The following is a 26,909-nucleotide window of genomic DNA, read 5'->3' on the forward strand; positions in this document are numbered from 1 at the left end:
CATGAGCGCAAATGCGGTCCCTTTGATCGGTGTCAGCGCCTGCCGTCAGCAGGTAGGGAAGAACTCCTCGCACACGGTCGGCGACAAGTATGTCGAGGCAGCCGGCTTTGCCGGCTTGCCACTGATCTTGCCGGCCCGTGATGGCGGCAGCGACACGCAAGCGCTGCTGGCACGCCTGCACGGCATTGTTTTTACCGGCTCGCCTTCAAATATCGAGCCGCATCATTACAATGGCGCCCCCAGTGTGGCGGGTACCCGGCATGATCTGGCGCGTGATCGCCTGACCCTGCCGCTGCTGCAGGCAGCCATTGCCGTCGGTGTGCCCGTATTCTGCATCTGCCGAGGCTACCAGGAGCTGAACGTGGCCCTTGGCGGCAGCCTGCACCAGCGTGTGCAGGAGCTGCCTGGCTACCTTGACCACCGCGAACCCGAGGATGCCCCCCTGGAGGTGCAATACAGCCCTCGCCACTCGGTCAGTATCGAGCCTGGCGGGTTGTTCGAGCGCCTGGGCCTGGCGGCGCAGTTCGAGGTCAATTCGTTGCACAGCCAGGGCATCGACCGTCTGGCCCCGGGCCTGCGCGTCGAGGCACGGGCCCCGGATGGCCTGATCGAGGCGGTGTCCATGCCTGCGGCGCCGGGCTTTGTGCTTGGGGTGCAGTGGCACCCGGAGTGGCGCTTCAACGAAAACCCGGTCTCGCTGCGTCTGTTTCAGGCGTTTCGCGAGGCCTGCAATGCCTACGCAGCACGGGAGGGCTCACGGCAGGAATGATTCTGACGTCAGCCGAAGGTCTCGGATGACTCGTCCCCGATAGCAAGCTTTCAATGAGTGAAAGCGAGCCTTGTACCCAAGGCTTGTTAAAACAATTCCAAAATTTACGGCAAATACTCATGAGCAATTACACAGAAGCCGGCCGCCCACCCGATGTGGCGGCCGACGCGGGCAACACTCAGCGCAGCAAAGGCCTGGCCAAGGGCCGATTGGGGCTGCTGGCCAGCGTGGTGCTGGGCATTTCCACCATCGCCCCGGTCTATACCCTGACCGGGGCCCTTGGCCCTACCGTGCGTGAGGTGGGCGCCCACCTGCCGGCCGTGTTCATCGTGGGCTTCTTGCCGATGCTGCTGGTGGCCCTGGGCTATCGCGAGCTGAACTCGGCGGAGCCGGACAGCGGTACTTCGTTTACCTGGTCGGCGCGTGCATTCGGCCCGATGATCGGCTGGATCGGCGGCTGGGGACTGGTGGTTGCCACCACGATCGTGCTGTCGAACCTGGCAGGTGTGGCGGTGGACTTCTTCTACCTGTTCCTTGGCCAGATCACCGGCAAGCATGAGCTGGCAGCGTTGGCCGACAACCTGTTGATCAACATCGTTACCTGTTGCGTGTTCATTGGCTTGGCAGTGTGGATCTGCTGTAGGGGTATCGCCACCACAATGACTGTGCAGTACGGCTTGGTGGCCCTGCAGTTGCTGGTGTTGATCGGCTTTGCTTTCGCCGCTTTCGGCGGCACCACCGCGCCGCCGCCGCTGGCGTTCGATTTCGCCTGGTTCAACCCGTTCGGTGTCGAGTCGTTCTCGGCCTTTGCCGCTGGCCTGTCATTGTCGATCTTCATCTTTTGGGGCTGGGACACATGCCTGACCGTCAGTGAAGAGTCGGTGGGCAGCGAAGAGGTGCCGGGCAAGGCCGCTACATGGACCGTGATGTTGATCCTGGGCCTGTACCTGTTCACCGCCATCGCCACCCTGCAGTTTGCCGGTATCAGCGAAACGGGTCTGGGCCTGAACAACCCGCGCATCCAGGAGAACGTCTTTGCCCACCTGGCCGGCCCGGTCATGGGGCCGCTGGCGATCCTGATGTCCATCGCCGTGCTGGCCAGTACGGCGGCCTCGCTGCAGTCCACCTTCGTGGCGCCGGCGCGCACCCTGTTGGCCATGGGTTATTACGGTGCGGTACCGCAGAAATTCGCCAGCGTCTGCCCGCGCTCGCAAACGCCGCGCTACGCCACCATTTGCGCCGGCCTGGCCGCAGGCCTGTTCTACGTGACCATGCGTACGCTGAGCGAGAACGTGCTGGCAGATACCATCACGGCATTGGGCATGATGATCTGCTTCTACTATTCGCTGACCGCGTTTGCCTGCGTCTGGTATTTCCGCGGCAGCCTGTTCGACAGCCTGCGCCACTTCATCATGCGCGGCCTGTGCCCGCTGGTGGGGGGTGTCATCTTGTCGGTGATCTTCGTGCGCACCGCCATCGACAGTGCTTCGCCGGACTTCGGCAGCGGCTCGCATGTGGGCGGGCTGGGGCTGGTGTTCGTGATTGCCGCGATCATTTCGGTGCTTGGCATCGGCCTGATGATGCTGTCGCGCATGCGTGCGCCGGCGTACTTCCTCGGGGCTACCCTGCGTCAGCAGGCTACCTTGCCGCTGCAGGACTAAACCATTGGGGCCGCCCTGCGGCCCTTCGCGGGCACGCCCGCTCCCACAGGTGCGGCACAAGCCTCAAGGCAGTGATTAACCCGGGGAGCGGGCGTGCCCGCGAAGGGCTGCAATGCAGCCCCATCGATCTTCAGCCGATCATTTGCTTGAGCAATGCCGCATGACGCTGCTGCTGCTTCTTCAGCAGCAGCCGATTCGAGCGGAACACTGCTTTCAAGTCTGCCAGCGCCGTGTCGAAATCATCATTGATGATTACGTAGTCATACTCGTCATAGTGCACCATCTCGCTGACCGCTTCCTTCATGCGCCCGGCAATGATCTCTTCGCTGTCCTGCCCGCGTCCGTCCAGGCGGTGGCGAAGCGCCTCCTGGCTTGGAGGCAGGATGAACACCGACAGCGCCTGTGGCATCAGCTTGCGCACTTGCTGGGCACCTTGCCAGTCGATTTCCAGAATCAGGTCGTAGCCCTGGTCCAGGGTCTGCTGCAGCGCGCTGCGTGAAGTGCCGTAGAAGTTGCCGAACACTTCGGCATGCTCCAGAAAGTCACCTTGCGCGATCAGCGCCTTGAATTCCTCGTGGACGACGAAGTGATAGTTCACCCCATGCTGTTCGCCCGGGCGCATGGCGCGGGTGGTGTGCGAGACCGAGACGCGGATCTGCTGGTCGTCTTTGGTCAGGGCGGTGACCAGGCTGGTCTTGCCGGCACCCGAGGGGGCCGAAACGATGTAGAGGGTGCCGCTGCTGTGGTTCATGGTCGGGGTGGCCTTACTCGATGTTCTGTACTTGTTCACGCATCTGTTCGATCAATACCTTCAGGTTGACCGCCGCTTGCGTGCTGCGTGGGTCGAAGGCCTTGGAGCCGAGGGTGTTGGCCTCGCGGTTGAGTTCCTGCATCAGGAAGTCCAGGCGCCGGCCAGCGGCGCCGCCACCCTTGAGCACGCGGCGCACTTCGGTGACGTGAGTGCTGAGGCGGTCGAGTTCCTCTGCCACGTCGCTTTTCTGGGCCAGCAGTACCATCTCCTGCTCCAGGCGCTGTGGGTCCAGTTCGGCTTGCATGTCGCCGAAGCGGTCGAGAATCTTCTGCCGCTGCGCCGCCAGCATCTGCGGCACCAGGGCGCGCAGGGTAGTGACTTCGCTGGCCATGTTGTCCAGGCGTTCGTTGATCAGCCGGGCCAGTTCCTGGCCTTCGCGCTGGCGCCCGGCCTTGAGTTCGGCCAGCGCTTCGTCGAACAGCGCCATGGCTTCGGCGTTCAGTGCCTGGGGGTCGCTGGTGTCGGCCACCAGCACGCCTGGCCATGACAGCACTTCCAGCGGGTTCAGGGGGGCCGGCTGCTTGATCAGGCCAGCCACTTCCTCGGCGGCGGCAACCAGTTGCGCGGCGCGCTCATGGTCCACTTTCAGCGGTTTGCCATTGCTGTCTTCGTTGAGGCGCAAGGTGCATTCCACCTTGCCGCGTGACAGGCCCTGGCGCAGGCCTTCACGTACGCCGCCTTCGAGGTCGCGCAGGGCCTCGGGCAGGCGCAGGTGCGGCTCCAGGTAACGGTGGTTGACCGAACGCAGTTCCCAGACCAGGGTGCCTTGGCTGCCGGCGCGCTCGACACGAGCAAAAGCGGTCATGCTGTGCACCATGGGGAGTACCTCGCGTAATGAATGAACGGTGGGAGCCTCTCGGCTGCAAGGCGCAGGATTGTAGCGCAGTGTCGCCGTGGCGCCCAATCCGTCTATGTTACCGACGGGGGGTACTGCGGTAGGAAAAGGCGACGGGCTGTGCCGGGCGCGACAATAGGCATGTCTTCCCCGGGCTGCGGGCTCTATAATGCTCGGCAGATTCAAAGTCCCAGTACAGGTATCCCAGATGAAACGTCCAAGTGGTCGCGTTGCCGATCAGCTCCGCTCGATCCGCATCACCCGCAACTACACCAAGCACGCCGAAGGGTCGGTACTGGTCGAGTTCGGTGACACCAAAGTCATCTGCACGGTCAGCGTTGAAAACGGTGTACCGCGCTTCCTCAAAGGCCAGGGCCAAGGCTGGCTGACCGCCGAGTATGGCATGCTGCCGCGCTCCACCGGCGAACGTAACCAGCGCGAAGCCAGCCGTGGCAAGCAGGGTGGCCGCACTCTGGAAATCCAGCGCCTGATCGGCCGTTCGCTGCGCGCCGCGCTGGACATGAGCAAGCTCGGTGACATCACCCTGTACGTCGATTGCGACGTGATCCAGGCCGATGGCGGTACCCGTACCGCGTCCATCACCGGCGCCATGGTTGCCTTGTGCGACGCTTTGGCAGTCATCAAGAAGCGCGGCGGCCTCAAGGGCGGCAACCCGCTCAAGCACATGATCGCTGCCGTGTCGGTAGGCATGTACCAGGGCGAAGCGGTGCTCGACCTGGACTACCTGGAAGACTCCGCAGCCGAAACCGACCTGAATGTGGTCATGACCAGCGCTGGTGGTTTCATCGAAGTGCAGGGTACTGCCGAAGGCGCACCGTTCCAGCCGGAAGATTTCAACGCCATGCTCGCTTTGGCGCAGAAGGGCATTAACGAGATTTTCGAGCTGCAGCAGGCAGCACTGGCTGACTGAAGCCAGCCTGGGAGGTGCGGGGCATGAGCGATTCGAACCTGTCGATCACCCCGCCCAATGCCGAAATCCGGCAATGGGCGATGTTCTGCCACCTCTCCGCGCTGTTGGGCCTGGTAGTGCCGCTCGGGCACCTGCTGGGCCCGCTGGTGCTCTGGCACCTCAAGCGCGAGCAAGACCCTTTTATCGACGCCCAGGGCAAAGAGGCGCTGAACTTTCAAATCAGCGTGACCATTGCCGGGTTCATCTGCTTCCTGCTGATGTTCGTGTTTATCGGGCTGGTGCTGTTTGCCATGCTCACGGTGGCAGTGATGATATTGATCATCATTGCGGCGGTGCGGGCGAATGAGGGCAAGCCTTATCGCTACCCGATGATCTGGCGGCCGATCAAATAACCATTAGGGCTGCAACGCAGCCCCAATGGCCTTTTAGATGGTCAGCGTCCAGTCGTAGTCGACGATCAGCGGCGCATGCTGGGAGAAGCGTGGCTGACGCGGCAGGCGAGCGTTGCGCACGAAGCGGCGCAGGCCCGGGGTCAGGATCTGATAGTCGAACCGGTACCCCAGGTTGAGCATCTCGGCCTGCTCATTGTCCGGCCACCAGCTGTACTGGTCGCCTTCACGGCTGACTTCGCGCAAGGCATCGACATACCCCATCTCACCAGTGATCGCATCCATCCAGGCGCGTTCTGGCGCCAGGAAGCCCGGCGACTGCTGGCTGTCACGCCAATTCTTGATGTCGAGCTTCTGCTGCGCCACGTAGAACGAGCCGCAATAGATGTATTCGCGACGCTTGCGGCGCTGCTTGTCCAGGTACTTGGCGAAGTCGTCCATCAACTTGAATTTCTGGTTCAAGTCTTCGTCGCCGTTCATGCCCGAAGGCAGCAGCAGGCTGGCAATACTGACTTTGTCGAAATCTGCTTGCAGGTAACGCCCGTAGCGGTCGGCTGTCTCGAAGCCCAGGCCGGTGATGACTGCCTTGGGCTGCATGCGCGAGTAAAGGGCCACACCACCTTGGGCAGGCACCTCCGCGTCGCAGGCATAAAGGAAATAGCCATCGAGCTGGAAAGCTGGGTCGTCGAGTTCAAAGGCCGAGGCGCGGGTATCCTGAAGGCAGATGACGTCGGCATTCTGGGCTTGCAGCCAGCTGAGCAAACCACGCTCGGCCGCAGCCTGAATGCCATTTACGTTCACACTGATGATCCGCATAAATGGCCCCATAAATCTCGTGCGTGTATGATACCCGAGCTCAACCCATTTAGCTAAATCCGTGGTGTCCGGGACTATTCATGCAGCCGTATCAGCGCGACTTTATCCGTTTTGCCATCGATCGCGGGGTACTGCGTTTCGGTGAATTCACCCTGAAATCGGGGCGTACCAGCCCGTATTTCTTCAATGCCGGCTTGTTCAACACCGGCTCCGCACTGGCTGAGCTAGGGCGTTGCTACGCCGCCGCCATCGTCGACAGCAAGATCCCGTTCGATGTGCTGTTCGGCCCGGCCTACAAGGGTATCCCTTTGGCGGCGACTACCGCCGTGGCCCTTGCCGACCAGCATCAGCTGGACGTGCCATGGTGCTTCAACCGCAAGGAAGCCAAGGACCATGGTGAAGGTGGCAGCCTGGTCGGCGCGCCGCTGGCCGGTGACGTGCTGATCATCGACGACGTGATTACTGCCGGTACCGCCATTCGTGAGGTCATGCAGATCATCAACGCCCAGCAGGCCAAGGCCGCTGGTGTACTGATCGCGCTGAACCGTGAAGAGCGCGGCAATGGCGAACTGTCGGCGATCCAGGAAGTGGAACGCGACTTCGGTATCCCGGTGGTCAGCATTGTTTCGCTGACCCAGGTGCTGGAGTTCCTGGCCGATGATCCGCAGCTGAAGCAGCATCTGCCGGCCGTCGAGGCCTACCGGGCGCAGTACGGGATCTGATCCTGGCCCAGGAATGAAAAAGGGGACCTTCTTCAGAAGGTCGCCTTTTTTTGTGCCGCCTGATCTGGCCCTTTCGCGGGTAAACCCGCTCCTGCATGGAGCAGCGCCAGACTCGAGGTCGGCGATTCCCTTTGTAGGAGCGGGTTTACCCGCGAAGAGGCCAGTGCAGGCTAACCGATCAATCAGCGCGGCTTGCGGTTGGTAATGAGGGTGCCCACGCCGCTGTCGGTGAAGATCTCCAGCAGCACTGCATTCGGCACGCGGCCATCGATGATGTGCGAGCTGTTGACACCGCCCTGCACCGCATCCAGCGCGCACTTGATCTTCGGCAGCATGCCGCCATAAATGGTGCCGTCAGCGATCAGTTCGTTGACCTGCTCGGTGGTCAGGCCGGTCAGGACCTGGCCCTGCTTGTCCATCAGGCCGGCGATGTTGGTCAGCAGCATCAGCTTCTCGGCCTTCAGCGCCTCGGCCACCTTGCCCGCCACCAGGTCGGCGTTGATGTTGTACGACTCACCGTTGGCGCCCACGCCGATTGGCGCGATGACCGGGATGAAGTCGCCCTTCACCAGCATGTTCAACAGGTCGGTGTTCACGCTCACCACTTCACCAACGTGACCGATGTCGATGATTTCCGGAGTGGTCATCTCAGGCGTCTGGCGGCTGACAGTCAGCTTGCGGGCGCGAATCAGCTCCGCGTCCTTGCCGGTCAGGCCGATGGCGCTGCCGCCGTGGCGGTTGATCAGGTTGACGATGTCCTTGTTGACCTGGCCGCCCAGCACCATCTCCACAACGTCCATGGTCGCCGAATCGGTGACGCGCATGCCGTCGATGAAGTGGCTTTCGATCGACAGGCGCTTGAGCAGGTCACCGATCTGCGGGCCACCGCCGTGGACTACCACCGGGTTGATGCCCACAGCCTTCATCAGCACGATGTCACGGGCGAAGCCCGTCTTGAGCTCCTCGCTCTCCATCGCGTTGCCGCCGTACTTGATCACCAGGGTCTTGCCGACAAAGCGGCGAATGTAAGGCAGTGCTTCGGACAAAACCTCGGCTACATGGGAAGCGGCATCGCGATCGAGGGTCATGCAGGGCTCCTGTAAGGAACAGATAGTCGGTCAGAACGGCAGTTGCAGCTCAGGCTCTACCCGCAGCAACTGGGTGCGGAAAACATCCTTGATACGTTGCAATTCGGCGTCGCTGTCGGCCTCGAAACGCAGCACCAGCACCGGGGTGGTGTTGGAGGCGCGTACCAGGCCCCAGCCGTTGGCGTAGTCGACCCGCACACCGTCGATGGTGGTCAGGTTGGCTTCGCCCCAGTCGGCGTCGCGTTGCAGTGCATCAATGATGCTGAATTTACCCTCGTCGGTCACATCAATATTGATTTCCGGCGTGGAAATATCGTTCGGGAAGGCGGCAAACAGGTTTTCGGCGCTCTGCTCGGTCTTGCTGAGGATCTCCAGCAGGCGCGCGGCGCTATAGATGCCGTCGTCAAAACCGTACCAGCGTTCCTTGATGAAGATGTGACCGCTCATCTCGCCTGCCAGCAGCGAACCGGTCTGCTTCATCTTTTTCTTGATCAGCGAATGGCCGGTTTTCCACATCAAGGCGCGGCCACCGTGCTGTTCGATCAATGGGGTCAGGCGGCGGGTGCATTTGACGTCGAAGATGATCTCGGCGCCCGGGTTGCGCGACAGCACGTCCTGGGCAAACAGCATCAGCAGGCGGTCGGGGTAGACGATGCTGCCGGTGTTGGTCACTACGCCGACGCGGTCGCCGTCACCGTCGAAGGCCAGGCCGATATCGGCACCGGTTTCCTTGACCTTGGCGATCAGGTCCTCGAGGTTTTCCGGCTTGCCCGGGTCCGGGTGGTGGTTGGGGAAGTTGCCGTCGACCTCGCAGAACAGCGGGATCACTTCGCAGCCCAGGGCTTCGATCAGTTGCGGTGCAACCACGCCAGCGGCGCCGTTGCCGCAGTCCACCACCACCTTGAGTTTTTTCGCCAGCTTCACGTCGCCGACGATCTGCTGGAAGTAGCGGCCGAGGATATCGACCTTTTCCACGCGGCCTTGGGCCAGGGTCAGGTCGTTGGTTTTCAGGCGGGTCAGCAGGGCCTGGATCTGTTCGTTGGCCAAGGTGTCGCCGGCGATGACGATCTTGAAGCCGTTGTAGTCCGACGGGTTGTGGCTGCCGGTCAGCATCACACCGGACTTGCCGGCCAGCACGTTGGCTGCGTAATACAGCGCCGGGGTAGGCACCAGGCCGACGTCGCTGACGTGGCAGCCCGAATCGACCAGGCCTTTGATCAGCTGTTCCACCAGCATCGGGCCCGACAGGCGGCCATCGCGCCCTACCGAAACCTGCGGTTCGCCCTGGGCCAGGCTTTGCGCGCCGATGGCGCGGCCGATCCAGTAGGCGGTTTCGGCGTGAAGGGTCTTGCCGACCACGCCGCGTATGTCATAAGCGCGGAAAATGCTGTCGGGCAATGCGGCGGGGACCAGGTGGGCCATGTCGTTCATCTCTGGAAGCTCCATTAGTCAAAGGCTTTCTGGGCAGGCGCAAACTGAACGCTTGGACGGTGGTTTCGCCAGAGAGTTCGCCATCCTTGGCCTGAACGGTCATTTGCCGGCTCAGTGGCTGCCGGAGTGACCAAAGCCGCCAGCGCCACGCTGGCTTTCGTCGAACGCTTCGACGATGTCGAAGTGAGCCTGCACCACCGGTACCAGCACCAGCTGGGCGATGCGCTCGCCAACCGCGATGGTGAACGGCGTGTTGCCGCGGTTCCAGCACGACACCATCAGTTCGCCCTGGTAGTCCGAATCGATCAGGCCGACCAGGTTGCCCAGCACGATGCCGTGCTTATGGCCCAGGCCCGAGCGCGGCAGGATGACTGCCGCCAGGCCCGGGTCGCCGATGTAGATCGACAGGCCGGTAGGAATCAGAACGGTCTGGCCCGGTTCGAGGATGGTGTCTTCCTTGAGCAGGGCGCGCAGGTCGAGGCCGGCGGAGCCGGGGGTGGCGTATGCGGGTAGCGGGAATTCGCTGCCCAGGCGTGGGTCGAGGATCTTGGCTTGAAGAGCGTGCATGTAACTTATTGAACCTGGTTGAGCCGTTCGGCGATGAAGGCGACCAGTTGCCGGGCGATCTTGCCCTTGCTGGTCTGCGCGAAGAGGGTCTGGTGCTGCTGGCGGTCGATCACGGTCAAGGCGTTTTCTTCGCTGTTGAAGCCGATGCTGGGGTTAGCCACATCATTGGCGACGATCAGGTCGAGGTTCTTGTCCTTGAGCTTACGCGTGGCGTAATCGAGCAGGTGCTCGGTTTCGGCGGCAAAGCCGACGCTGAACGGGCGGTCGGCGCGGCCAGCAATGGTGGCAAGGATATCGGGATTACGCACCATCTGCAGCAGCATGCCGTCGCCGGTCGTAGGATCTTTCTTCAGTTTTTGTGTGGCAACCACTTCGGGGCGGTAGTCCGCAACCGCTGCCGAGGCAATGAACAGGTCGCACGGCATGGCCGCTTCACAGGCCGCGAGCATGTCCCGCGCGCTGACGACGTCGATGCGGCTGACCCGGTCAGGGGTTGGCAAGTGCACAGGGCCCGTGACGAGGGTCACCCGAGCCCCTGCTTCGGCGGCCGCTTCGGCCAGGGCGAAGCCCATCTTGCCGGAGCTATGATTGGTGATGTAGCGCACCGGGTCGATGTTTTCCTGGGTCGGCCCGGCGGTGATCAGCACGTGCTTGCCGGTCAGTGCCTGGCGCTTGAAGCTTTCCGCGGCGCACCAGGCCAGTTCGGTGGCTTCGAGCATGCGCCCCAGACCGACGTCGCCACAGGCCTGGCTGCCGGATGCCGGGCCGAACACCTGAATGCCACGGCTCTTGAGCAGCTCGAGGTTGGCTTGGGTGGCCGGGTCACGCCACATGGCCTGGTTCATCGCCGGCGCCACGGCGACGGTGGCGTCAGTGGCCAGCACCAGCGTGGTCAGCAGGTCGTCTGCCATGCCTTGGGCCATGCGTGCCATGAGGTCGGCGGTGGCTGGGGCGATCAACACCAGGTCCGCCCACTTGGCCAGTTCGATATGGCCCATGGCTGCTTCTGCGGCCGGGTCGAGCAGGTCCATGTGCACCGGGTGGCCCGACAGCGCCTGCAGGGTCAGCGGGGTGATGAATTCGGCACCACCCCGGGTCATGACGACGCGCACCTGCGCGCCGTGCTCGAGGAGACGGCGAATCAGCTCGGCGCTTTTGTAGGCGGCAATGCCGCCACCCACGCCGAGAACGATGCGCTTGCGATACAGCCGCTGCATAGGCTTGCCTTTTTCCAGTGAGAGCGGGCGGCGACGTTTGAAAATGCCTGCGGCGGAACGTCGCATGTACGAGGCGAAATAGATTAACACAGGGCCGAAATGGGCCGCAGCAAAGGCAGGGGTGGAATGAACATCAGGGAGTGGCCGGCGCAAGAACGGCCTAGGGAGAAGTTGTTGCAGCGAGGGGCAGGGAGCCTGACAGATACGGAGCTGCTGGCCGTTTTTCTCGGCTCAGGCGTACGTGGGTGTAATGTCGTGGAGCTTTCGCGAGGCTTGTTGGTGAAGTTCGGCAGCTTGCGCCGGTTGCTGGAGGCCGACCGCGAGGCCTTCGTCGGCGAGCTTGGGTTGGGCCCGGTAAGGTACAGCCAGCTGCAGGCACTGCTTGAGATTGGCCGCAGGCACCTTGCAACGTCGATTGAGCGGGAGTCTGCCATGGACAGCCCGGCAGCGGTGCGACGCTACTTGAAAGCCATGCTCAGGCATGAGGCCAGCGAGGTGTTCGGGTGTCTGTTTCTCGATACCAAGCACCGGCCACTGGCATTTGAGATCCTGTTCAGGGGCACGATAGATCGGGCGAGTGTCTATCCGCGAGAGGTGGTGCGGCGGGCGTTGGTGCACAACGCTGCGGCATTGATCCTGTGTCACAACCATCCTTCAGGGATCAGTGAACCGAGTCAGGACGATGTGCATTTGACCCTGTCGTTGAAGCGGGGGCTGGCGTTGATCGATGTGCGGGTGCTGGATCACATCATCATTGGTGATGGGGAGCCGTTGTCGATGGTCGAGCATGGGTGGATTGTGGTCTGAAGAAGCCTATGGAACTTGTGCCGCCAGTGTCGGCCCTTTCGCGGGTGAACCCGCTCCTACAGGGTAGCGTCAACTGCCAGGCTGGCGCTGTCACTGTAGGAGCGGGTTTACCCGCGAAGAGGCCGGTACAGGCTTACTTGGTCACTGTCACCTTGCTGAAATCCAGCCGCCCGAACGGGCTTACCTGGTACCCCTCGACGCCTTGGCGCAGCAAGGTCGCCGCCGTCGGGTGCGCCAGTGGCACCCACAGCGCCTGCTGCTGGATCAGTGTCTGCGCCTGCTGGTACAGCCGGCTGCGCACGCTCTGGTCGTTGGTGGTGCGCCCGGCGCTGATCAGCTGGTCGAGGCGGCTGTCGCAGAAGCGTGCGAAGTTGGTCCCTGACTCGACCGCCGCACAGGAAAACTGCGGGCTGAGGAAGTTGTCCGGGTCGCCGTTGTCGCCCGCCCAGCCCATGAACAGCAAGTCATGCTCGCCGGCCTTGGCGCGGCGTATCAGTTCGCCCCACTCGATCACGCGGATCTCCGCTTTCACGCCAATCTTCGCCAGGTCGGCTTGCAGCATCTGCGCGCCAAGGCTGGGGTTGGGATTGAGCAGGCTTCCCGAGGGACGGGTCCAGATGGTGGTACTGAAGCCTTCGGCCAGCCCGGCCTTGGCCAGCAGGGCCTTGGCTTTCTTCAGGTCCAGCGGGTAGCCGGGCAGGTCCTTGGCGTAGCTCCAGGTGTTGGGCGGGTAGGGGCCGTTGGCCGCCACAGCAGAGTCTTCGAACACGGCCTTGAGGTAGGCTTGCCTGTCGAAGGCCAGGTTGATCGCCTGGCGCACTTCCGCTTTGTCCAGCGGCGGGTGCTGGGTGTTGATGGCGACGAAGGCTGTCATGAATGCCGGGGTGGTGGCCACCTTGAGGTTACCGTCCTGGCCCGCTTCGACAATGTCCAACGGCTTGGGCGAAAGGGCAACCTGGCACTCGCCACGCTTGAGCTTCTGCAGGCGCACGTTGGCATCGGTGGTGATGGCGAAGATCAGCGGGTCGACCGCCGGCTTGCCGGCGAAGTAGTCCGGGTTGGCGCGGTAGCGCACCACGGCGTCTTTCTGGAAACGCTGGAACACGAACGGCCCGGTGCCGATCGGTTGGTTGTTGAGCTTTTCCGGTGTGCCGGCCTTGAGCAGCTTGTCGGCGTATTCGGCGGAGTAGATCGAGGCGAAGCCCATGCTCAGGGTGGCCAGGAAGGTGGCGTCCGGGTGGCTGAGGGTGAAGCGCACGGTGTTCGGCGACGGTGCCTCGATCGCCTTGATCAGGCTGCCCAGCTGCAGCGATTGGGCATGCGGGTAGCCGCCCGGTGCAGTCTTGTGCCAGGCATGGGCCGGGTAGAGCATGCGCTGGAAGCTGAACAGCACGTCGTCGGCATTCAGCTTGCGGCCTGGCTTGAAGTAGGGGGTGCTGTGAAACTTGACGTCATCGCGCAGGGTGAAGTCATACACCAGGCCGTCGGCCGATACCGTCCAGCTGGTCGCCAGGCTCGGCACCACCTTGCCTTGCGCCGCATCGAACTCCACCAGGCGGTTCATCAGCACGTCGGCGGTGGCGTTGGTGGTGGTGAGCGAATTGTACTGCACCACGTCGAAGCCTTCGGGGCTGGCCTCGCTGCAAACGCTCAGCGGAGCGGCCTGGGCAACGCCGGCGGCGAACAGGGAGGTGAACAATAAGGAAAGTGCGGCGGCACGCATGGTGGCTCCTTGGCTGTCAGTGGCCCATCTGCCAGTGCAGTCTGTAAAAGGCCTACCCTAGTGCGCCCGCCGGCAAATGACCACACCCTTTTTTGCAAATCTTGCGACGAGCGGTCGACGACTGGCGGGGCCTGCCGCTATGCTGGCCCGGCGCGTTCTGGCTAGCGGTAATGTGCATCTACTGTTGTTGCAGCCAAGTCTTTCTGGTATAAAGCAGCGCTCTTTTCTAGGGGCTCGGCCTGTCGCATAAGCGGATCCGGTCGATAAGGCCTCCAGAATCACGGCGCCCAGGCGCCAAAGACTGAGAGATTAAGCGGCCAACCCATGCCGGGTTGGGCATGTGGTTTTAGAGGGCTGAGTCATGTCGAGAGTCTGTCAAGTTACTGGTAAGGGTCCAGTAACCGGGAACAACATTTCCCACGCAAACAACAAAACCCGTCGTCGTTTCCTGCCGAACCTGCAGCACCACCGTTTCTGGGTTGAATCCGAGAAGCGTTTCGTGCGTCTGCGCGTTTCCGCCAAAGGCATGCGTATCATCGACAAGCGCGGCATCGACGCCGTTCTGGTTGACATCCGTAAAGCTGGCGCCAAGGTTTAAGGGAGAGCATCATGCGTGAATTGATCCGTCTGGTTTCGAGTGCCGGTACCGGCCACTTCTACACCACCGACAAGAACAAGCGCACCACCCCGGACAAAATCGAGATCAAGAAATATGATCCGGTTGTTCGCAAGCACGTGGTGTACAAGGAAGCCAAGATCAAGTAATTGATCGGCGACCTGAAAAAAACCCGCATCCGAAAGGAGGCGGGTTTTTTTTTAGCTGCTGTCAGGGTCAGTTGAAGCTGAAGCTCTGGATCATCAGGTCGGCGTCGGCCTTGATCTGGATGCGCGTGGCGTCGTAGTCGCGGGTGGATATCTCGTTGGGGCCCACAACGCGAGTGCGCCCTGTGAGGGCGCGGATGGTTTCCTTCAGCTCCGGCACGTAGCGGGTGCCGACCAGGTAGGCGAGGGTTTGCAGAACTTCTTCGTTGGTCATGCTGATTTTCCTTGTGAGGCTGAATGGCCCGAAACGGGCAGGGTCATCCTCACGCATGCCTGCAAACTTCCTGCGCTACATAGTTATTTCTGCTCGAACATCACATAGATCTTGCGGCACGGTTCCAGCACCTCCCAAGTGCCTTTGAAGCCGGCGGGGATGACGAACCGATCGCCGGCACGCAGGGTTTTCGCCCCACCGTCCTGGTCGCGCAGCACCGAAACGCCCTGAACGATCTCGCAGTATTCGTGCTCCGTGTAGTTCACTGTCCACTGGCCTACCTCACCTTCCCATACGCCAGCGGCAAACTGCCCGCACGGGCTGGAATAATGGTTGTAGACCGCCTGGTCCGGCTCGCCCTTGAGAATTTTCTCTGCAGCCGGGCGGTAGCGTTCGGCTTCGGTGATGACCTGCGCGAAGTCGATGATGCTATCAATACTCATGGTTCGGCTCCTGTTGTTGTTTAATAAAATGAACATCAGTAGGCTTTTGAGCCTCTCGTGTCAAATATATTGATAGTTTACACCGGCTGGTTTAGGGTATCGCTTGCCAGTGTGCGCGTGGCGCCCGGCCAGAATTCTGACAACGCCTGTGAGTCCTCAGTGCGGCGTTGCACCTAAACAAGAGGAGGAGTTTCGTATGACCACCCTGACCCGTGCGGACTGGGAACAACGTGCCCAGCAACTGAAGATCGAAGGCCGTGCCTTCATCAACGGCGAATACACCGATGCCGTATCCGGTGAAACCTTCGAGTGCCTGAGCCCGGTCGACGGACGCTTCCTGGCCAAGGTTGCCAGCTGCGACCTGGCCGATGCCAACCGCGCTGTTGAAAATGCCCGTGCCACCTTCAACTCCGGCGTGTGGTCGCAGCTGGCCCCTGCCAAGCGCAAGGCCAAGTTGATCCGCTTCGCCGACCTGCTGCGCAAGAATGTTGAAGAGCTGGCGCTGTTGGAAACGCTGGACATGGGCAAGCCGATCGGCGACTCCTCCAGCATCGACATCCCAGGTGCGGCCCAAGCCATTCACTGGACTGCTGAAGCCATCGACAAGGTCTACGACGAAGTCGCCCCGACCCCGCATGACCAGCTTGGCCTGGTTACCCGCGAGCCGGTAGGTGTGGTCGGTGCCATCGTACCTTGGAACTTCCCGCTGCTGATGGCTTGCTGGAAGCTCGGCCCTGCACTGGCCACCGGTAACTCGGTCGTACTCAAGCCGTCCGAAAAATCGCCGCTGACTGCCATTCGCATCGCCCAACTGGCGATCGAAGCCGGTATCCCGGCTGGCGTGCTGAACGTACTGCCAGGCTATGGCCACACCGTGGGCAAGGCACTGGCCCTGCACATGGACGTGGACACCCTGGTGTTCACCGGTTCGACCAAGATCGCCAAGCAGCTGATGGTTTACGCGGGCGAATCGAACATGAAACGCATCTGGCTGGAAGCCGGTGGCAAGAGCCCGAACATCGTCTTTGCCGATGCCCCGGACCTGCAAGCTGCCGCCGAGGCCGCCGCCAGCGCCATCGCCTTCAACCAGGGCGAAGTGTGCACTGCAGGTTCCCGCCTGCTGGTCGAGCGTTCTATCAAGGACAAGTTCCTGCCGATGGTGGTAGAGGCCCTGAAGGGCTGGAAACCAGGCAACCCGCTGGACCCGCAGACCACTGTCGGTGCCTTGGTCGATACCCAGCAGATGAACACCGTGCTGTCGTACATCGAGGCTGGCCACAAGGACGGCGCCAAGCTGCTGGCCGGCGGCAAGCGCACCCTGGAAGAGACCGGCGGCACTTACGTCGAGCCGACCATCTTCGACGGCGTGACTAACGCCATGCGCATTGCCCAGGAAGAAATCTTCGGCCCGGTATTGTCGGTGATTGCCTTCGATACCGCCGAAGAGGCCGTGGCCATTGCCAACGACACCCCGTATGGTCTGGCAGCGGGTATCTGGACCTCGGACATTTCCAAGGCCCACAAGACCGCCCGTGCCGTGCGTGCAGGCAGCGTCTGGGTCAACCAGTACGATGGTGGCGACATGACCGCGCCGTTCGGTGGCTTCAAACAGTCGGGCAACGGCCGTGACAAGTCGCTGCACGCACTGGAGAAGTACACCGAGCTGAAGGCGACCTGGATCAAGCTGTAACCCGGTAGGTCCTTTTCGCGGGCAAGCCCGCTCCTGCAGGTCTTAGTGACCGTTGCAGGAGCGGGCTTGCCCGCAAATGGGCCCCTGGAAATATTGGCTGGGAGGCTGTAATGCGTTGGGGTACCTACTTCGCCGTACTGGCATCGGTGCTCAGTGTCGGGCTGGCGCTTGGCGTGAGCATGCCGCTGGTATCCCTGCGCCTGGAGGCCTGGGGCTACGGCAGCTTCGCCATCGGCGTGATGGCGGCAATGCCGGCGTTGGGCGTACTGGCCGGCGCCAGCCTGGCCAGCCGCCTGGCAGGTTGGGTTGGCGTACCTTCGGCGATGCGCCTGTGCCTGTGGGGCGGGGCGCTGTCGATTGGCTTGCTCGCGCTGCTGCCTAGTTACCCGTTATGGCTGCTGCTGCGGCTGATGATCGGCATGTCCCTGACCGTGGTGTTCATCCTCGGCGAAAGCTGGATCAACCAACTGGTGGTCGAACAGTGGCGTGGCCGGTTGGTGGCGCTGTATGGCAGCAGCTACGCCCTGAGCCAGTTGGCCGGGCCGTTGGTGCTGGGTTTCCTCGGCTCTGATGACGACTTCGGCTTCTGGGCGGCGACCGGCCTGCTGCTGGCCGCGCCGCTGGTTCTGCTGGGGCGTGGTGGGGCGCCGAGCACGGAAGCCTGCAGTGTCACCTTTGGCGACCTGTTCGCCTTCTGCCGGCGCTTGCCGGTAATTGCCTGGGCCATTGCCCTGTTCGCCTCGTTCGAGGCGATGATCCTCACCTTGCTGCCGGTGTATTGCCTGCAGCAGGGCTTCAGCACCGAAATCGCCTTGTTCATGGTGAGTACCGTGGTGGTGGGTGATGCGGTGCTGCAATTGCCCATCGGCGCGCTGGCCGACCATATGTCGCGACGTACCCTGTTCACTGGCTGTGCGGTGACCCTGCTGGTGTCCAGCCTGGCGATCCCGCTGCTGTTGCACACCCCGGTTATCTGGCCGTTGTGGGTGTTGTTCGGCGCCAGTGCCGGCGGCTTGTTCACCTTGTCGCTGGTGCTGATCGGTGAGCGCTACCGCGATGATGAGTTGGTACGGGCCAATGCCCACGTGGCCCAGCTGTGGGGCATTGGCTGTTTGCTCGGGCCGTTGTTGGCGGGGGCGGGGAGCCAGTGGATCAGCGGGCATGCGTTGCTGTTCCTGATGGCGGCCGGGGCTGCGGGGTTGGTGGTATTGACCCGGCGGCGCGGAGCCTTTGAGCCGGTTTCTGCCTGATGATTTTGGGGGCCGCAAGGCCCCGGAATCGCCGCTATAGCATCTTCTCCAAGCCAACCGCCTTGCTGATCCAGGCATTGAAGCGCCGCCAGATCCCGCCCGGCTCAGACGTCAGCACGTGCCGTTGGCCATTGTCCTCGGTCGCCCACACCAGCTTGTTACCTATCAGTTTCACCTGATAGCTCAGCGCAGGCGCCATACCCTGCTGGGCCAGCTCGCGGGTGTATTCGGCCAGCTCCGGGCTGTCCACCAGTACCCCGACCTCGGTGTTCCACAATACTGAGCGCGGGTCGAAGTTGAACGAGCCGATGAAGGTCTTGCGCCGGTCGAACACGATCGCCTTGGTGTGCAGGCTCGAATCCGAGCTGCCACGGAAACTCAATCGCCCCGCGCTGGGGTCGCCTGGCTGGCGGCGAAGCTCGTAAAGCTGCACCCCGTGCTCAAGCAAGGCACGACGATAGGGGGCATAGCCTCCATGCACTGCTGGCACGTCGGTGGCTTCCAGCGAGTTGGTCAGCAGCTTCACCGAAACGCCAGCGTCGGCGCGGCCGGTCAGGTACAGCAGCCCCGGTTCGCCCGGTACAAAGTAGGCCGATGCCAGGACCAACTCGCGGTGCACGTTAGCCAGGTCCGGTGCCAGTTGCTGGCTCAGCAGTAATTGCGGGTCCGGTTCGTCTTCGGCCAACACCTTGCTGGGCGCATCCCATAGCGCCTGGGCGTGAGCCCAGATCAGCTCGTTGCGCCACACATCCAGGCGCGGTTGCGACTGGTAGGCCATCAAGCGGTCGTACAGGGCCTTGCGCTGGGTCCTGGCTTTGGCCAGCGACACTTCCAGGCGCTGGCGGCTGGCCCGCAGGTCGTTGGCATCCGGGTCATGCCAGAGGAAGTCGGTGATCGGCCGGCTGAGGGCGCTGTTCCAGTACTGGTCGAAGCTGTGCCCCAACTGCTCCGCTACCGGGCCCACGCCCAACAGGTCGATGTCGGTGAAGTTGAGGTTGGGCTCGGCATCGAAATACTCGTCGCCCAAGTTGCGGCCACCGACGATGGCCATGCTGTTGTCTACCAGGAACAGCTTGTTGTGCATGCGTCGGTGCTGGCGCGACAAGTTGAACAGCCGGCCCACGGCGCGCGTAACGCCGGTACTGCGCCCCAGATGCAGTGGGTTGAACACGCGAATGTGGATGTTCGGGTGGGCATCGAGGGTGCCCATGACGGTGTCCAGACCGTCGCTGGTAGTGTCGTCGAGCAGGATACGCACGCGCACGCCACGGTCGGCGGCGCGCAGCAGTTCATGCACAAGGGCGCGGGTACTGAGGCCGTCGTGGACGATGTAGTACTGCAGGTCGATGCTCGCCTGGGCGTTGCGTATCAGTTCGGCGCGGGCGCGAAATGCCTCGTTGCTGTTGGGCAGCAGGCGAAAGCCCGAGCGGCCGCCATAGGGCGCGGCCTGGCGCAGCACCGAGCGGCCAAAGGCCGATTCGTGGGCAGGCAACGCCTGACTGGTTTCGCGGGGTGCGCTGATGCTTGTGCAACCGGCAAGGCCGAGCAACAACACCAGCAGCAGAGGCAAGGCTCGCTGGAGTCTCAAGGGTGGACCGTCCTGTGCAGCAAGGGCTTTAGGGGTTTGACCGTGACGGGCGGCGCAAAGTTACGCGTCGGCGCTTTCGTCATCCAGTAGACGAAGGGCGGTTTCACCAACCTTGCGCACGGAGGCTTCGATTTGCGGCGTTGGCCTGGCGGCGAAATTCATGCGCAGGCAGTGGCGAAACTTGCCCGAGGCCGAAAAGATGCTGCCTACGGCAATCTGCACGCCCTGCTCCAGTAAAGCGCGGTTCAGCCGAAGCGTATCGAGATGTTCGGGTAATTCCACCCACAGCATGAAGCCGCCCTGGGGCCGGCTGACCCGGGTGCCCGCCGGGAAGTAGCGGGTCACCCAGTCGCCCATCAGGTCGCGGCCACGCTGGTACTGGCTGCGCATGCGCCGTACATGGGGCTGGTAGTGCCCGGCGGCGATGAAGTCAGCGATGGCCAGCTGAGGCTGGCTGGCGGTGCTGCCGGTGCTGATGTATTTCATGTGCAGCACGCGCTCCAGGTAGCGTCCGGGCGCCACCCAGCCGATCCGCAGGCCGGGCGCGAGGGTTTTGGAGAACGAACTGCAGAGCAGCACGCGGCCATCGTCGTCGAACGACTTCAAGGTGCGTGGGCGTGGGTAGGTATAGGCCAGGTCGCCGTACACATCGTCTTCCAGAATCGCCACGTCATAGCGTTGGGCGAGGCTCAGCAAGGCCTTCTTGCGTGCCTCGGGCATGATGTAGCCCAGCGGGTTGTTGCAGCTGGGGGTGATCTGGATGAGCTTGATCGGCCACTGCTCCAGGGCCATCTCCAGCGCCTCCAGGCTGATGCCGGTGACTGGGTCGGTGGGGATTTCCAGCGCTTTCATGCCCAAGCCTTTGAGGGTTTGCATGGCGCCGTGGAAGCTGGGCGAGTCGACCGCGACGATGTCGCCTGGCTCGCAGACCGCGCGGATGCTGCATGACAGCGCCTCATGACAGCCGGTGGTGATCACCAGGTCGGCCGGCCCCAGGCGGCAGCCGGAGTCGAGCATCAGCCGGGCCACCTGTTCGCGCAGGGCCAGGTTACCGTGGATGTTGTCGTAGTACAGGCCAGGCATGTCCTGGCGCCGGCTCAACTGGGCAAGGCTACGCAGCAGCGGCTTCAGGGTAGGGCTGTCGATGTCGGGCATGCCGCGGCCGAGTTGCACCACATCCTGGCGCGGCGTACTGCGCACCAGCTCCAGCACCTGTTCCCACTGCGAGATGTCCACCGGGCGCTGGGCCGGGCGGCTGACTGCGGGCAGTGCCGGCAACTGCCGTTGGTCGCTGACGAAGTAGCCGGACTTGGGCCGCGGCGAGACCATGCCGCTGTCTTCGAGCATGCGATAGGCCTGCTGCACGGTGCTCAGGCTGACCCCGTGTTCCTCACTCAGTGCGCGCACAGATGGCAGGCGCTGGCCAGGGCGATAGAGGCCCTGCTCGATGCGGGCGCCGAGTATTTCGGCGAGATTCAGGTAGAGGGTCAAGGCATACTCCTGCGCTGCATTGGCATAGCGACCGGTACAGTTGGGCTGAAAATACAGCATTCAGTCGGCCAGCGGCCAATTCTGTATGGGAATAATAAGGCTGTATTGGATCTGTATTGTCGAGGGTGCCGACGCGCATGCTTTCTCCACGGTAACAACTGGACGGGAGGATGCGGTGATGGGTGGCATGAGCGATGTGCGCTTGCAACTGTTGGCCAAGGAACTGGAAGCCGGGCAGCAGGCCAAGGTGTTCAACGCGCCAGAGGGTTTGGGGCGTTGGGGGCTGATGCTGCATCGCTGGCATACCCGCAGGGCGTTGCTGCAGCTGACCGATGACGAGTTGCGCGATGTCGGGCTGAGCTGGGAGCAGGCCCGGATCGAAGGGCGGAAACCCTTCTGGAAGGACTGACACGGTGGTCGCTGGAGGGCCTGTTGTGCCCCAGACTTGAAACTTGCACCGACCCTGTGGGAGCGGGCATGCCCGCGAAGCAGGCGTCGCAGAGGATGGCACGGGCTTCGCCCGTGTTCGCGGGCACGCCCGCTCCCACAGGGGGCTAGTCAGCTTTTAGATTTTAAGCAAGACAGTTGCTGCCACAAGGATGGGGACTTTCAGGCCAGCTCTTTGAGGCGATGCCACAGCATCCCCAGCGCCAGCAGTGGCGAGCGCAGGTGCTTGCCGCCAGGGAAGGTGATGTGCGGCACCTTGTTGAAAAGGTCGAAGCGCCCGCTTTCCTGGCCACTGATGGCTTCACCCAGCAGGCGCGCGGCCAGGTGGGTGGCGTTGAGCCCATGGCCCGAGTAGGCCTGGGCGTAATACACGTTCGGCTGGCTGGCCAGTCGGCCAACCTGCGGCAGGCGATTGGCACCAATGCCGATCATGCCGCCCCACTGGTAGTCGATGCGCACGTCGGCAAGCTGCGGGAACACCTTGAGCATCTTCGGCCGCATATAGGCGGCGATGTCCTTCGGGTCGCGGCCAGAATAGTGGCAGGCACCGCCAAACAGCAGGCGGTGGTCGGCGGACAGACGGTAGTAGTCCAGCGCCACGCGCTGGTCACACACCGCCATATTCTGTGGCAGCAAGGCGCGTGCGCGTTCTTCGCCCAGCGGCTCGGTGGCGATGATGTAGCTGCCGGCCGGCAGCACCTTGCCGCCCAGCTCGCGATTGAGGTCGTTGTGGTAGGCGTTGCAGCACAGTACCAGGGTCTTGGCGCGTACCCGGCCTTGGGCAGTATGCACCTGCACTTCAGTGCCGTAGTCGATGCGGGTGACTTCGGATTGCTCGAACAATTTCACGCCCAGGCGGGCGGCTGCGGCGGCTTCACCCAATGCCAGATTGAGCGGATGCAGATGCCCGGAGCCCATGTCGACCAGCCCCCCCACATAGCAGTCGGCACCCACCACGCTGTGGATATCGTTCTTGCCGACCAGCCGCAACTCATGTGCATAGCCCAGGCTGCGCAGCTCCTCGGCGTCTTGGGCAAAGCCCAGCAGCTCGGCGGGTTTGTTGGCCAGGTCGCAGTAGCCCCAGGCCAGGTCGCAGGCGATGGCATGCTTTTCTACCCGCTCGCGCACGATCTGTACGGCCTCCAGGCCCATCAGTTTCATGGTGCGCACGCCTTCTTCGCCGATGACCGGGAGGAACTGCTCCAGACCATGGCCGACCCCTCGGATCAGTTGACCGCCATTGCGCCCACTGGCACCCCAGCCAAGTTTGCGCGCTTCCAGCAGGATGACCGAGAAACCACGCTCTGCCAGCTCAATGGCGGTGTTCAGGCCCGAGTAGCCGCCGCCGATGATGCACACGTCGGCGTTGTGTTCGCCTTGCAGGAAGGCGTGGTCGGGGTGTGGCGCGCTGCTGGCGGCGTAATAGGAGGCGGCGTGCTGCGCGCTGTGGATCATTGGGGCGGCCCTTAAAAATGGAGGGGGGACGAGGATAAGCTGTGCCATCGCGGCCGGGCAACCAGCGAGGGCTTCATACTCGTTCGCGGGTGAACCCGCAAATAAGCCTATAATCCAATCACTTTGTCAGCTTGTATCCCGTCATGTCCTGCAACCGCCACAAGATCCACTTCCTGCGCGAACTAATCCCCTCTTTCGAGTGCGAGCCCGGCTGCCACGACTGCTGCGGCCCGGTCACCACCTCGGCGGAAGAAATGGCCCGCCTGCCGCGCAAGTCCCAAGCCGAGCAGGACGCTGCTCTGGAGCGTCTGGACTGCGTGCACTTGGGCCCCCACGGCTGCACGGTGTATGAAGAGCGGCCGATGATCTGCCGGCTGTTCGGTACCACCCCGCGCATGGCCTGCCCGCGTGGTCGTGGCCCTGAACCGATGATCGACCCCGCCGCTGAACAGTTGGTCCACCAGTTCATTGCCACCACCCGCCAGGTGCTGGTGTAGCCTCAGTCCGGGATCGGCAGGCAGAGGCTCTCCTTCACCTCTTCCATCACGATGTAGCTCTTCGATTCGCGCACGTGCGGCAGTTTCAGCAGGATGTCGCCGAGCAGCTTGCGGTATGAGGCCATTTCCGAAATACGCGCTTTCACCAGGTAGTCGAAATCACCCGACACCAGGTGGCATTCCAGCACGTGGGGCAGCTTCAAGACCGCGCGGCGGAACTCCTCGAAGGTATCGCCCGACTTGTAGTCCAGGCTGATTTCCACGAACACCAGCAGGCTGCCCTTGAGGTGTTGCGGGTTCAGGCGGGCGTTGTAGCCCATGATGATGCCCTCGCGCTCCAGGCGGCGAACCCGCTCGGTACAAGGGGTGGTGGACAGCCCAACTTTCTCGCCCAGTTCGGTGAAGGAAATACGCCCGTCATTCTGCAGGATACGCAGGATGTTGCGGTCGATCTTGTCCAGTTCACGCTTGGTCTGGTGCTGGGTTCTCATAGGGGATGCCCCTCCGTGAAAGGCGATTTTGCCGAGAATTCTCGCCAATAATAGGCTTTTATATAGTGAATTGCACTGGTCTCAAATTCCTATACTGCGCCCATTCATGCCATTTCAATAAAAGTGTGCGGCGCGCCGCGTGTGAGGGATAAAACGATGCGAGTTCTGGTACTTGGTAGCGGTGTAATCGGAACCGCCAGTGCCTATTACCTGGCCCGGCAAGGTTTCGAAGTCACGGTGGTCGACCGCCAGCCGGCGGTGGCCATGGAAACCAGCTTTGCCAACGCCGGCCAGATCTCGCCCGGCTATGCCTCGCCCTGGGCTGCCCCTGGTGTACCGCTCAAAGCCATCAAGTGGCTGCTGGAGCGTCACGCCCCTCTGGCCATCAAGCTCACGGGCGATGTCGACCAGTACCTGTGGATGGCACAGATGCTGCGCAACTGCACTGCCAGCCGCTACGCGGTGAACAAGGAGCGCATGGTGCGCCTGTCCGAGTACAGCCGTGACTGCCTCGACGAGCTGCGCGCCGAAACCGGCATCAATTACGAAAACCGCAGCCTGGGCACCACCCAGCTGTTCCGCACCCAGGCCCAGGTCGATGCTGCGGCCAAGGACATTGCCGTACTCGAACAGTCCGGTGTGCCCTACGAGCTGCTCGACCGCGACGGCATTGCCCGCGTCGAACCCGCCCTGGCCGGCGTGAAAGATATCCTGGCCGGCGCCCTGCGCCTGCCGAACGACCAGACTGGCGACTGCCAGCTGTTTACCACCAAGCTTGCCGACATGGCGTTGAAGTTGGGCGTGGAGTTCCGCTTCGGCCAGGACATCCAGCGCTTGGACTTCGCCGGTGACCGCATCAATGGCGTGTGGATCGACGGCAAGCTGGAGACGGCAGACCGCTACGTGCTGGCGCTGGGCAGCTACTCGCCACAGATGCTCAAGCCGCTGGGCATCAAGGCTCCGGTGTATCCGCTGAAAGGCTATTCGCTGACCGTGCCGATCACCAACAGCGACATGGCCCCGACTTCGACCATTCTCGACGAGACCTACAAGGTTGCCATCACCCGTTTCGACAACCGCATCCGCGTTGGTGGCATGGCTGAAATCGCTGGTTTTGACCTGTCGCTGAACCCGCGTCGGCGCGAAACGCTGGAGATGATCGTCAACGACCTTTATCCTCGCGGCGGTGACCTGAGCCAGGCCAGCTTCTGGACCGGCTTGCGCCCGGCGACCCCGGACGGCACGCCGATCGTGGGTGCCACAGCGTTCCGCAACCTGTTCCTGAACACCGGTCACGGTACCTTGGGCTGGACCATGGCGTGCGGTTCCGGCCGCCTGCTGGCCGACCTGATTGCGCGCAAGAAGCCGCAGATCAGTGCCGAAGGCCTGGATATCTCCCGTTATGGCAACAGCCGGGAAGTGGCCAAGCACGGGCAAAGCGCGCCGGTTCACCAGCAGTAATAGCCTGTGCCGGCCCATTCCACAGGTATACCACAGCTTTTGAACGCTGTGCACTACCTGTGGGAGCGGGCAAGCCCGCGAAGAATCCACCACCGATTTCAACCCGAACCACCATAAGGCAGCCGCCATGCGTCCCGCCCGCGCCCTGATCGACCTCCAGGCCCTGCGCCACAACTACCGTCTGGCCCGTGAACTGACGGGTGCCAAAGCCCTCGCCGTGATCAAGGCCGATGCCTACGGCCACGGCGCCGTGCGCTGCGCCCTGGCCCTGGAGGCCGAAGCCGACGGCTTTGCCGTGGCCTGCATCGAAGAGGCGCTGGAACTGCGCGCCGCCGGTATCAAAGCCCCGGTACTGCTGCTGGAAGGTTTTTTCGAAGCCAGCGAACTGGCGCTGATCGCCGAGCACGGCCTGTGGTGCGTGGTGCACTCGCTGTGGCAGTTGGAAGCCATCGAAAAAACCCCGCTGCACAAGCCGCTCACCGTCTGGCTGAAGCTGGACAGTGGCATGCACCGCGTTGGTTTGCACCCCAAGGACTACCACGATGCCTACCAGCGACTGCTGGCCAGTGGCAAGGTTTCGCGCATCGTGTTGATGAGCCACTTCGCTCGCGCCGACGAACTGGACGCTGACGCTACCGCCCAGCAAATCGCCGTGTTCGAAGCTGCCCGACAGGGCCTGGCCGCCGAGTGCAGCCTGCGTAACTCGCCCGGCGTGCTCGGCTGGCCGCAAGCGCCCAGCGACTGGGTGCGCCCAGGCCTGATGCTGTACGGCGCCACGCCGTTCGAAGTGGCCCAGGCCGAGGCCGCACGCCTGCAACCGGTGATGACCCTGCAATCGCGGGTGATCAGCGTGCGCGAGCTGCCTGCCGGCGAGCCGGTTGGCTATGGTGCCAAGTTCGTCAGCCCTCGGCCGACCCGCGTGGGTGTGGTCGCCATGGGCTATGCCGATGGCTACCCGCGCCAGGCGCCCAACGGCACCCCGGTGCTGGTCGCTGGCAAGCGCACCCAGCTGATCGGCCGGGTGTCGATGGACATGCTCAGCATCGACCTCACCGACGTACCGCAAGCCACTGTCGGCAGCCCGGTCGAATTCTGGGGCAAGCAGGTGCTGGCCAGTGAAGTGGCCGCGCATGCGGGCACTATTCCCTACCAGATCTTCTGTAACCTGAAGCGGGTACCACGGGACTACATCGGCGAATGAGACGCTGAAGCGGACAGGTTGGGGGCGGTGTGTTGTAAATACTGAACGGCATTGCCATGATATCGTTCACATCCACCCCCCTTTCACCGTTT

Annotated in this window: 28 protein-coding genes; 14 read left to right on the forward strand and 14 right to left on the reverse strand. The window is 62.7% G+C overall.

Going from position 1 to position 26,909, the window contains the following annotated elements:
• Position 1 precedes the first annotated feature (1 nt).
• On the forward strand, positions 2-769 hold the full coding sequence (locus QYE47_RS01150; protein WP_012054103.1) for a gamma-glutamyl-gamma-aminobutyrate hydrolase family protein: 768 nt from the start codon (positions 2-4) through the stop codon (positions 767-769).
• A 119-nt stretch (positions 770-888) separates the two neighbouring features.
• Positions 889-2,430 (forward strand): APC family permease, encoded by a 1,542-nt coding sequence (locus QYE47_RS01155; RefSeq protein ID WP_014592854.1) that lies wholly within the window; start codon positions 889-891, stop codon positions 2,428-2,430.
• A gap of 130 nt (positions 2,431-2,560) precedes the next feature.
• Here QYE47_RS01155 and gmk read toward each other — a convergent pair whose 3' ends face one another.
• Both gmk and QYE47_RS01165 read right to left on the reverse strand, forming a co-directional pair.
• Positions 2,561-3,181 carry a guanylate kinase gene (gene gmk / locus QYE47_RS01160; RefSeq protein WP_010955795.1) on the reverse strand — a complete coding sequence of 207 codons (621 nt, stop codon included), beginning with the start codon at positions 3,179-3,181 and terminating at the stop codon, positions 2,561-2,563.
• A 13-nt stretch (positions 3,182-3,194) separates the two neighbouring features.
• Complete coding sequence (locus QYE47_RS01165) at positions 3,195-4,058, reverse strand: YicC/YloC family endoribonuclease (RefSeq protein ID WP_010955794.1); 864 nt, start codon at positions 4,056-4,058, stop codon at positions 3,195-3,197.
• Positions 4,059-4,284: 226 nt separating this feature from the next.
• On the opposite strand from QYE47_RS01165, the gene rph reads away from it, so the two are divergent.
• On the forward strand, positions 4,285-5,007 hold the full coding sequence (gene rph / locus QYE47_RS01170; protein ID WP_014592853.1) for a ribonuclease PH: 723 nt from the start codon (positions 4,285-4,287) through the stop codon (positions 5,005-5,007).
• A gap of 23 nt (positions 5,008-5,030) precedes the next feature.
• A complete protein-coding gene (locus QYE47_RS01175; protein ID WP_003253399.1) occupies positions 5,031-5,399 on the forward strand; it encodes a DUF4870 domain-containing protein in 369 nt (122 codons plus the stop codon).
• Positions 5,400-5,432: 33 nt separating this feature from the next.
• Here the strand turns inward: QYE47_RS01175 and QYE47_RS01180 are convergent, their stop codons facing one another.
• A complete protein-coding gene (locus tag QYE47_RS01180; RefSeq protein WP_003253401.1) occupies positions 5,433-6,212 on the reverse strand; it encodes an exodeoxyribonuclease III in 780 nt (259 codons plus the stop codon).
• 80 nt (positions 6,213-6,292) lie between these two features.
• Here QYE47_RS01180 and pyrE point away from each other — a divergent pair, with 80 nt between their 5' ends.
• A complete protein-coding gene (gene pyrE, locus QYE47_RS01185; RefSeq protein ID WP_003253405.1) occupies positions 6,293-6,934 on the forward strand; it encodes an orotate phosphoribosyltransferase in 642 nt (213 codons plus the stop codon).
• 182 nt (positions 6,935-7,116) lie between these two features.
• On the opposite strand, the gene argB is transcribed toward pyrE, so the two are convergent.
• From argB to coaBC, 4 genes are all read right to left on the reverse strand, one after another.
• Positions 7,117-8,022 (reverse strand): acetylglutamate kinase, encoded by a 906-nt coding sequence (gene argB, locus QYE47_RS01190; protein WP_004575216.1) that lies wholly within the window; start codon positions 8,020-8,022, stop codon positions 7,117-7,119.
• 30 nt (positions 8,023-8,052) lie between these two features.
• The gene (locus QYE47_RS01195) at positions 8,053-9,453 is read right to left on the reverse strand and encodes a phosphomannomutase/phosphoglucomutase (RefSeq protein WP_014592851.1); all 1,401 of its coding nucleotides are present in this window, start codon (positions 9,451-9,453) and stop codon (positions 8,053-8,055) included.
• Between the two features lie 111 nt (positions 9,454-9,564).
• Positions 9,565-10,020 (reverse strand): dUTP diphosphatase, encoded by a 456-nt coding sequence (gene dut / locus QYE47_RS01200; protein WP_014592850.1) that lies wholly within the window; start codon positions 10,018-10,020, stop codon positions 9,565-9,567.
• Between the two features lie 5 nt (positions 10,021-10,025).
• Entirely contained in the window at positions 10,026-11,237 is a 1,212-nt protein-coding gene (gene coaBC, locus QYE47_RS01205; RefSeq protein ID WP_014592849.1) for a bifunctional phosphopantothenoylcysteine decarboxylase/phosphopantothenate--cysteine ligase CoaBC, read from the reverse strand.
• A gap of 126 nt (positions 11,238-11,363) precedes the next feature.
• Here coaBC and radC point away from each other — a divergent pair, with 126 nt between their 5' ends.
• Positions 11,364-12,044, forward strand: coding sequence for a DNA repair protein RadC (gene radC / locus QYE47_RS01210; RefSeq protein WP_041167115.1), 681 nt, complete (start codon positions 11,364-11,366; stop codon positions 12,042-12,044).
• Between the two features lie 133 nt (positions 12,045-12,177).
• Here the strand turns inward: radC and QYE47_RS01215 are convergent, their stop codons facing one another.
• Entirely contained in the window at positions 12,178-13,767 is a 1,590-nt protein-coding gene (locus QYE47_RS01215; RefSeq protein WP_014592847.1) for an ABC transporter substrate-binding protein, read from the reverse strand.
• Positions 13,768-14,128: 361 nt separating this feature from the next.
• On the opposite strand from QYE47_RS01215, the gene rpmB reads away from it, so the two are divergent.
• Together rpmB and rpmG are read left to right on the forward strand one after the other, a co-directional pair.
• On the forward strand, positions 14,129-14,365 hold the full coding sequence (gene rpmB / locus QYE47_RS01220; RefSeq protein ID WP_003253504.1) for a 50S ribosomal protein L28: 237 nt from the start codon (positions 14,129-14,131) through the stop codon (positions 14,363-14,365).
• An 11-nt stretch (positions 14,366-14,376) separates the two neighbouring features.
• Complete coding sequence (gene rpmG, locus QYE47_RS01225; RefSeq protein ID WP_003253507.1) at positions 14,377-14,532, forward strand: 50S ribosomal protein L33; 156 nt, start codon at positions 14,377-14,379, stop codon at positions 14,530-14,532.
• A gap of 67 nt (positions 14,533-14,599) precedes the next feature.
• On the opposite strand, the gene QYE47_RS01230 is transcribed toward rpmG, so the two are convergent.
• Together QYE47_RS01230 and QYE47_RS01235 are read right to left on the reverse strand one after the other, a co-directional pair.
• Positions 14,600-14,803 carry a hypothetical protein gene (locus QYE47_RS01230; protein ID WP_041167114.1) on the reverse strand — a complete coding sequence of 68 codons (204 nt, stop codon included), beginning with the start codon at positions 14,801-14,803 and terminating at the stop codon, positions 14,600-14,602.
• Between the two features lie 83 nt (positions 14,804-14,886).
• Complete coding sequence (locus tag QYE47_RS01235) at positions 14,887-15,246, reverse strand: cupin domain-containing protein (RefSeq protein ID WP_003258971.1); 360 nt, start codon at positions 15,244-15,246, stop codon at positions 14,887-14,889.
• A 196-nt stretch (positions 15,247-15,442) separates the two neighbouring features.
• On the opposite strand from QYE47_RS01235, the gene QYE47_RS01240 reads away from it, so the two are divergent.
• Both QYE47_RS01240 and QYE47_RS01245 read left to right on the forward strand, forming a co-directional pair.
• Positions 15,443-16,936: an aldehyde dehydrogenase gene (locus QYE47_RS01240; RefSeq protein ID WP_010955785.1), complete on the forward strand. Its 1,494-nt coding sequence runs from the start codon at positions 15,443-15,445 to the stop codon at positions 16,934-16,936.
• A gap of 110 nt (positions 16,937-17,046) precedes the next feature.
• Positions 17,047-18,186 (forward strand): MFS transporter, encoded by a 1,140-nt coding sequence (locus QYE47_RS01245; protein WP_003253511.1) that lies wholly within the window; start codon positions 17,047-17,049, stop codon positions 18,184-18,186.
• A gap of 34 nt (positions 18,187-18,220) precedes the next feature.
• Here the strand turns inward: QYE47_RS01245 and QYE47_RS01250 are convergent, their stop codons facing one another.
• A complete protein-coding gene (locus QYE47_RS01250) occupies positions 18,221-19,774 on the reverse strand; it encodes a phospholipase D family protein (RefSeq protein ID WP_014592845.1) in 1,554 nt (517 codons plus the stop codon).
• A gap of 60 nt (positions 19,775-19,834) precedes the next feature.
• A complete protein-coding gene (locus tag QYE47_RS01255; RefSeq protein WP_162470263.1) occupies positions 19,835-21,265 on the reverse strand; it encodes a PLP-dependent aminotransferase family protein in 1,431 nt (476 codons plus the stop codon).
• A gap of 178 nt (positions 21,266-21,443) precedes the next feature.
• Here QYE47_RS01255 and QYE47_RS01260 point away from each other — a divergent pair, with 178 nt between their 5' ends.
• Positions 21,444-21,674 (forward strand): DUF1127 domain-containing protein, encoded by a 231-nt coding sequence (locus tag QYE47_RS01260; RefSeq protein WP_003253515.1) that lies wholly within the window; start codon positions 21,444-21,446, stop codon positions 21,672-21,674.
• 200 nt (positions 21,675-21,874) lie between these two features.
• Here the strand turns inward: QYE47_RS01260 and QYE47_RS01265 are convergent, their stop codons facing one another.
• Positions 21,875-23,167 carry an FAD-binding oxidoreductase gene (locus tag QYE47_RS01265; RefSeq protein WP_014592843.1) on the reverse strand — a complete coding sequence of 431 codons (1,293 nt, stop codon included), beginning with the start codon at positions 23,165-23,167 and terminating at the stop codon, positions 21,875-21,877.
• A gap of 143 nt (positions 23,168-23,310) precedes the next feature.
• On the opposite strand from QYE47_RS01265, the gene QYE47_RS01270 reads away from it, so the two are divergent.
• Positions 23,311-23,664 (forward strand): YkgJ family cysteine cluster protein, encoded by a 354-nt coding sequence (locus QYE47_RS01270; RefSeq protein WP_012054091.1) that lies wholly within the window; start codon positions 23,311-23,313, stop codon positions 23,662-23,664.
• A 2-nt stretch (positions 23,665-23,666) separates the two neighbouring features.
• Here the strand turns inward: QYE47_RS01270 and QYE47_RS01275 are convergent, their stop codons facing one another.
• The gene (locus QYE47_RS01275) at positions 23,667-24,155 is read right to left on the reverse strand and encodes an Lrp/AsnC ligand binding domain-containing protein (RefSeq protein ID WP_003253520.1); all 489 of its coding nucleotides are present in this window, start codon (positions 24,153-24,155) and stop codon (positions 23,667-23,669) included.
• A gap of 156 nt (positions 24,156-24,311) precedes the next feature.
• Here QYE47_RS01275 and dadA point away from each other — a divergent pair, with 156 nt between their 5' ends.
• A complete protein-coding gene (gene dadA / locus QYE47_RS01280; protein WP_014592842.1) occupies positions 24,312-25,616 on the forward strand; it encodes a D-amino acid dehydrogenase in 1,305 nt (434 codons plus the stop codon).
• A gap of 127 nt (positions 25,617-25,743) precedes the next feature.
• Entirely contained in the window at positions 25,744-26,817 is a 1,074-nt protein-coding gene (alr, locus tag QYE47_RS01285) for an alanine racemase (protein WP_014592841.1), read from the forward strand.
• Positions 26,818-26,909: the final 92 nt, after the last annotated feature.

Origin of the sequence: Pseudomonas sp. 2,4-D (assembly GCF_030418155.1) — a bacterium.
In the GTDB taxonomy this organism is placed as follows: Bacteria; Pseudomonadota; Gammaproteobacteria; order Pseudomonadales; family Pseudomonadaceae; genus Aquipseudomonas; species Aquipseudomonas alloputida.

What these genes read in the sequence shown, in the direction of transcription:
- QYE47_RS01150 (WP_012054103.1), top strand. Translation starts at nt 2, where the DNA reads ATGAGCGCAAATGCGGTCCCTTTGATCGGTGTCAGCGCCTGCCGTCAG.
- QYE47_RS01155 (WP_014592854.1), top strand. Translation starts at nt 889, where the DNA reads ATGAGCAATTACACAGAAGCCGGCCGCCCACCCGATGTGGCGGCCGAC.
- gmk (WP_010955795.1), bottom strand. Translation starts at nt 3,181, where the DNA reads ATGAACCACAGCAGCGGCACCCTCTACATCGTTTCGGCCCCCTCGGGT.
- QYE47_RS01165 (WP_010955794.1), bottom strand. Translation starts at nt 4,058, where the DNA reads ATGGTGCACAGCATGACCGCTTTTGCTCGTGTCGAGCGCGCCGGCAGC.
- rph (WP_014592853.1), top strand. Translation starts at nt 4,285, where the DNA reads ATGAAACGTCCAAGTGGTCGCGTTGCCGATCAGCTCCGCTCGATCCGC.
- QYE47_RS01175 (WP_003253399.1), top strand. Translation starts at nt 5,031, where the DNA reads ATGAGCGATTCGAACCTGTCGATCACCCCGCCCAATGCCGAAATCCGG.
- QYE47_RS01180 (WP_003253401.1), bottom strand. Translation starts at nt 6,212, where the DNA reads ATGCGGATCATCAGTGTGAACGTAAATGGCATTCAGGCTGCGGCCGAG.
- pyrE (WP_003253405.1), top strand. Translation starts at nt 6,293, where the DNA reads ATGCAGCCGTATCAGCGCGACTTTATCCGTTTTGCCATCGATCGCGGG.
- argB (WP_004575216.1), bottom strand. Translation starts at nt 8,022, where the DNA reads ATGACCCTCGATCGCGATGCCGCTTCCCATGTAGCCGAGGTTTTGTCC.
- QYE47_RS01195 (WP_014592851.1), bottom strand. Translation starts at nt 9,453, where the DNA reads ATGAACGACATGGCCCACCTGGTCCCCGCCGCATTGCCCGACAGCATT.
- dut (WP_014592850.1), bottom strand. Translation starts at nt 10,020, where the DNA reads ATGCACGCTCTTCAAGCCAAGATCCTCGACCCACGCCTGGGCAGCGAA.
- coaBC (WP_014592849.1), bottom strand. Translation starts at nt 11,237, where the DNA reads ATGCAGCGGCTGTATCGCAAGCGCATCGTTCTCGGCGTGGGTGGCGGC.
- radC (WP_041167115.1), top strand. Translation starts at nt 11,364, where the DNA reads ATGAACATCAGGGAGTGGCCGGCGCAAGAACGGCCTAGGGAGAAGTTG.
- QYE47_RS01215 (WP_014592847.1), bottom strand. Translation starts at nt 13,767, where the DNA reads ATGCGTGCCGCCGCACTTTCCTTATTGTTCACCTCCCTGTTCGCCGCC.
- rpmB (WP_003253504.1), top strand. Translation starts at nt 14,129, where the DNA reads ATGTCGAGAGTCTGTCAAGTTACTGGTAAGGGTCCAGTAACCGGGAAC.
- rpmG (WP_003253507.1), top strand. Translation starts at nt 14,377, where the DNA reads ATGCGTGAATTGATCCGTCTGGTTTCGAGTGCCGGTACCGGCCACTTC.
- QYE47_RS01230 (WP_041167114.1), bottom strand. Translation starts at nt 14,803, where the DNA reads ATGACCAACGAAGAAGTTCTGCAAACCCTCGCCTACCTGGTCGGCACC.
- QYE47_RS01235 (WP_003258971.1), bottom strand. Translation starts at nt 15,246, where the DNA reads ATGAGTATTGATAGCATCATCGACTTCGCGCAGGTCATCACCGAAGCC.
- QYE47_RS01240 (WP_010955785.1), top strand. Translation starts at nt 15,443, where the DNA reads ATGACCACCCTGACCCGTGCGGACTGGGAACAACGTGCCCAGCAACTG.
- QYE47_RS01245 (WP_003253511.1), top strand. Translation starts at nt 17,047, where the DNA reads ATGCGTTGGGGTACCTACTTCGCCGTACTGGCATCGGTGCTCAGTGTC.
- QYE47_RS01260 (WP_003253515.1), top strand. Translation starts at nt 21,444, where the DNA reads ATGGGTGGCATGAGCGATGTGCGCTTGCAACTGTTGGCCAAGGAACTG.
- QYE47_RS01265 (WP_014592843.1), bottom strand. Translation starts at nt 23,167, where the DNA reads ATGATCCACAGCGCGCAGCACGCCGCCTCCTATTACGCCGCCAGCAGC.
- QYE47_RS01270 (WP_012054091.1), top strand. Translation starts at nt 23,311, where the DNA reads ATGTCCTGCAACCGCCACAAGATCCACTTCCTGCGCGAACTAATCCCC.
- QYE47_RS01275 (WP_003253520.1), bottom strand. Translation starts at nt 24,155, where the DNA reads ATGAGAACCCAGCACCAGACCAAGCGTGAACTGGACAAGATCGACCGC.
- dadA (WP_014592842.1), top strand. Translation starts at nt 24,312, where the DNA reads ATGCGAGTTCTGGTACTTGGTAGCGGTGTAATCGGAACCGCCAGTGCC.
- alr (WP_014592841.1), top strand. Translation starts at nt 25,744, where the DNA reads ATGCGTCCCGCCCGCGCCCTGATCGACCTCCAGGCCCTGCGCCACAAC.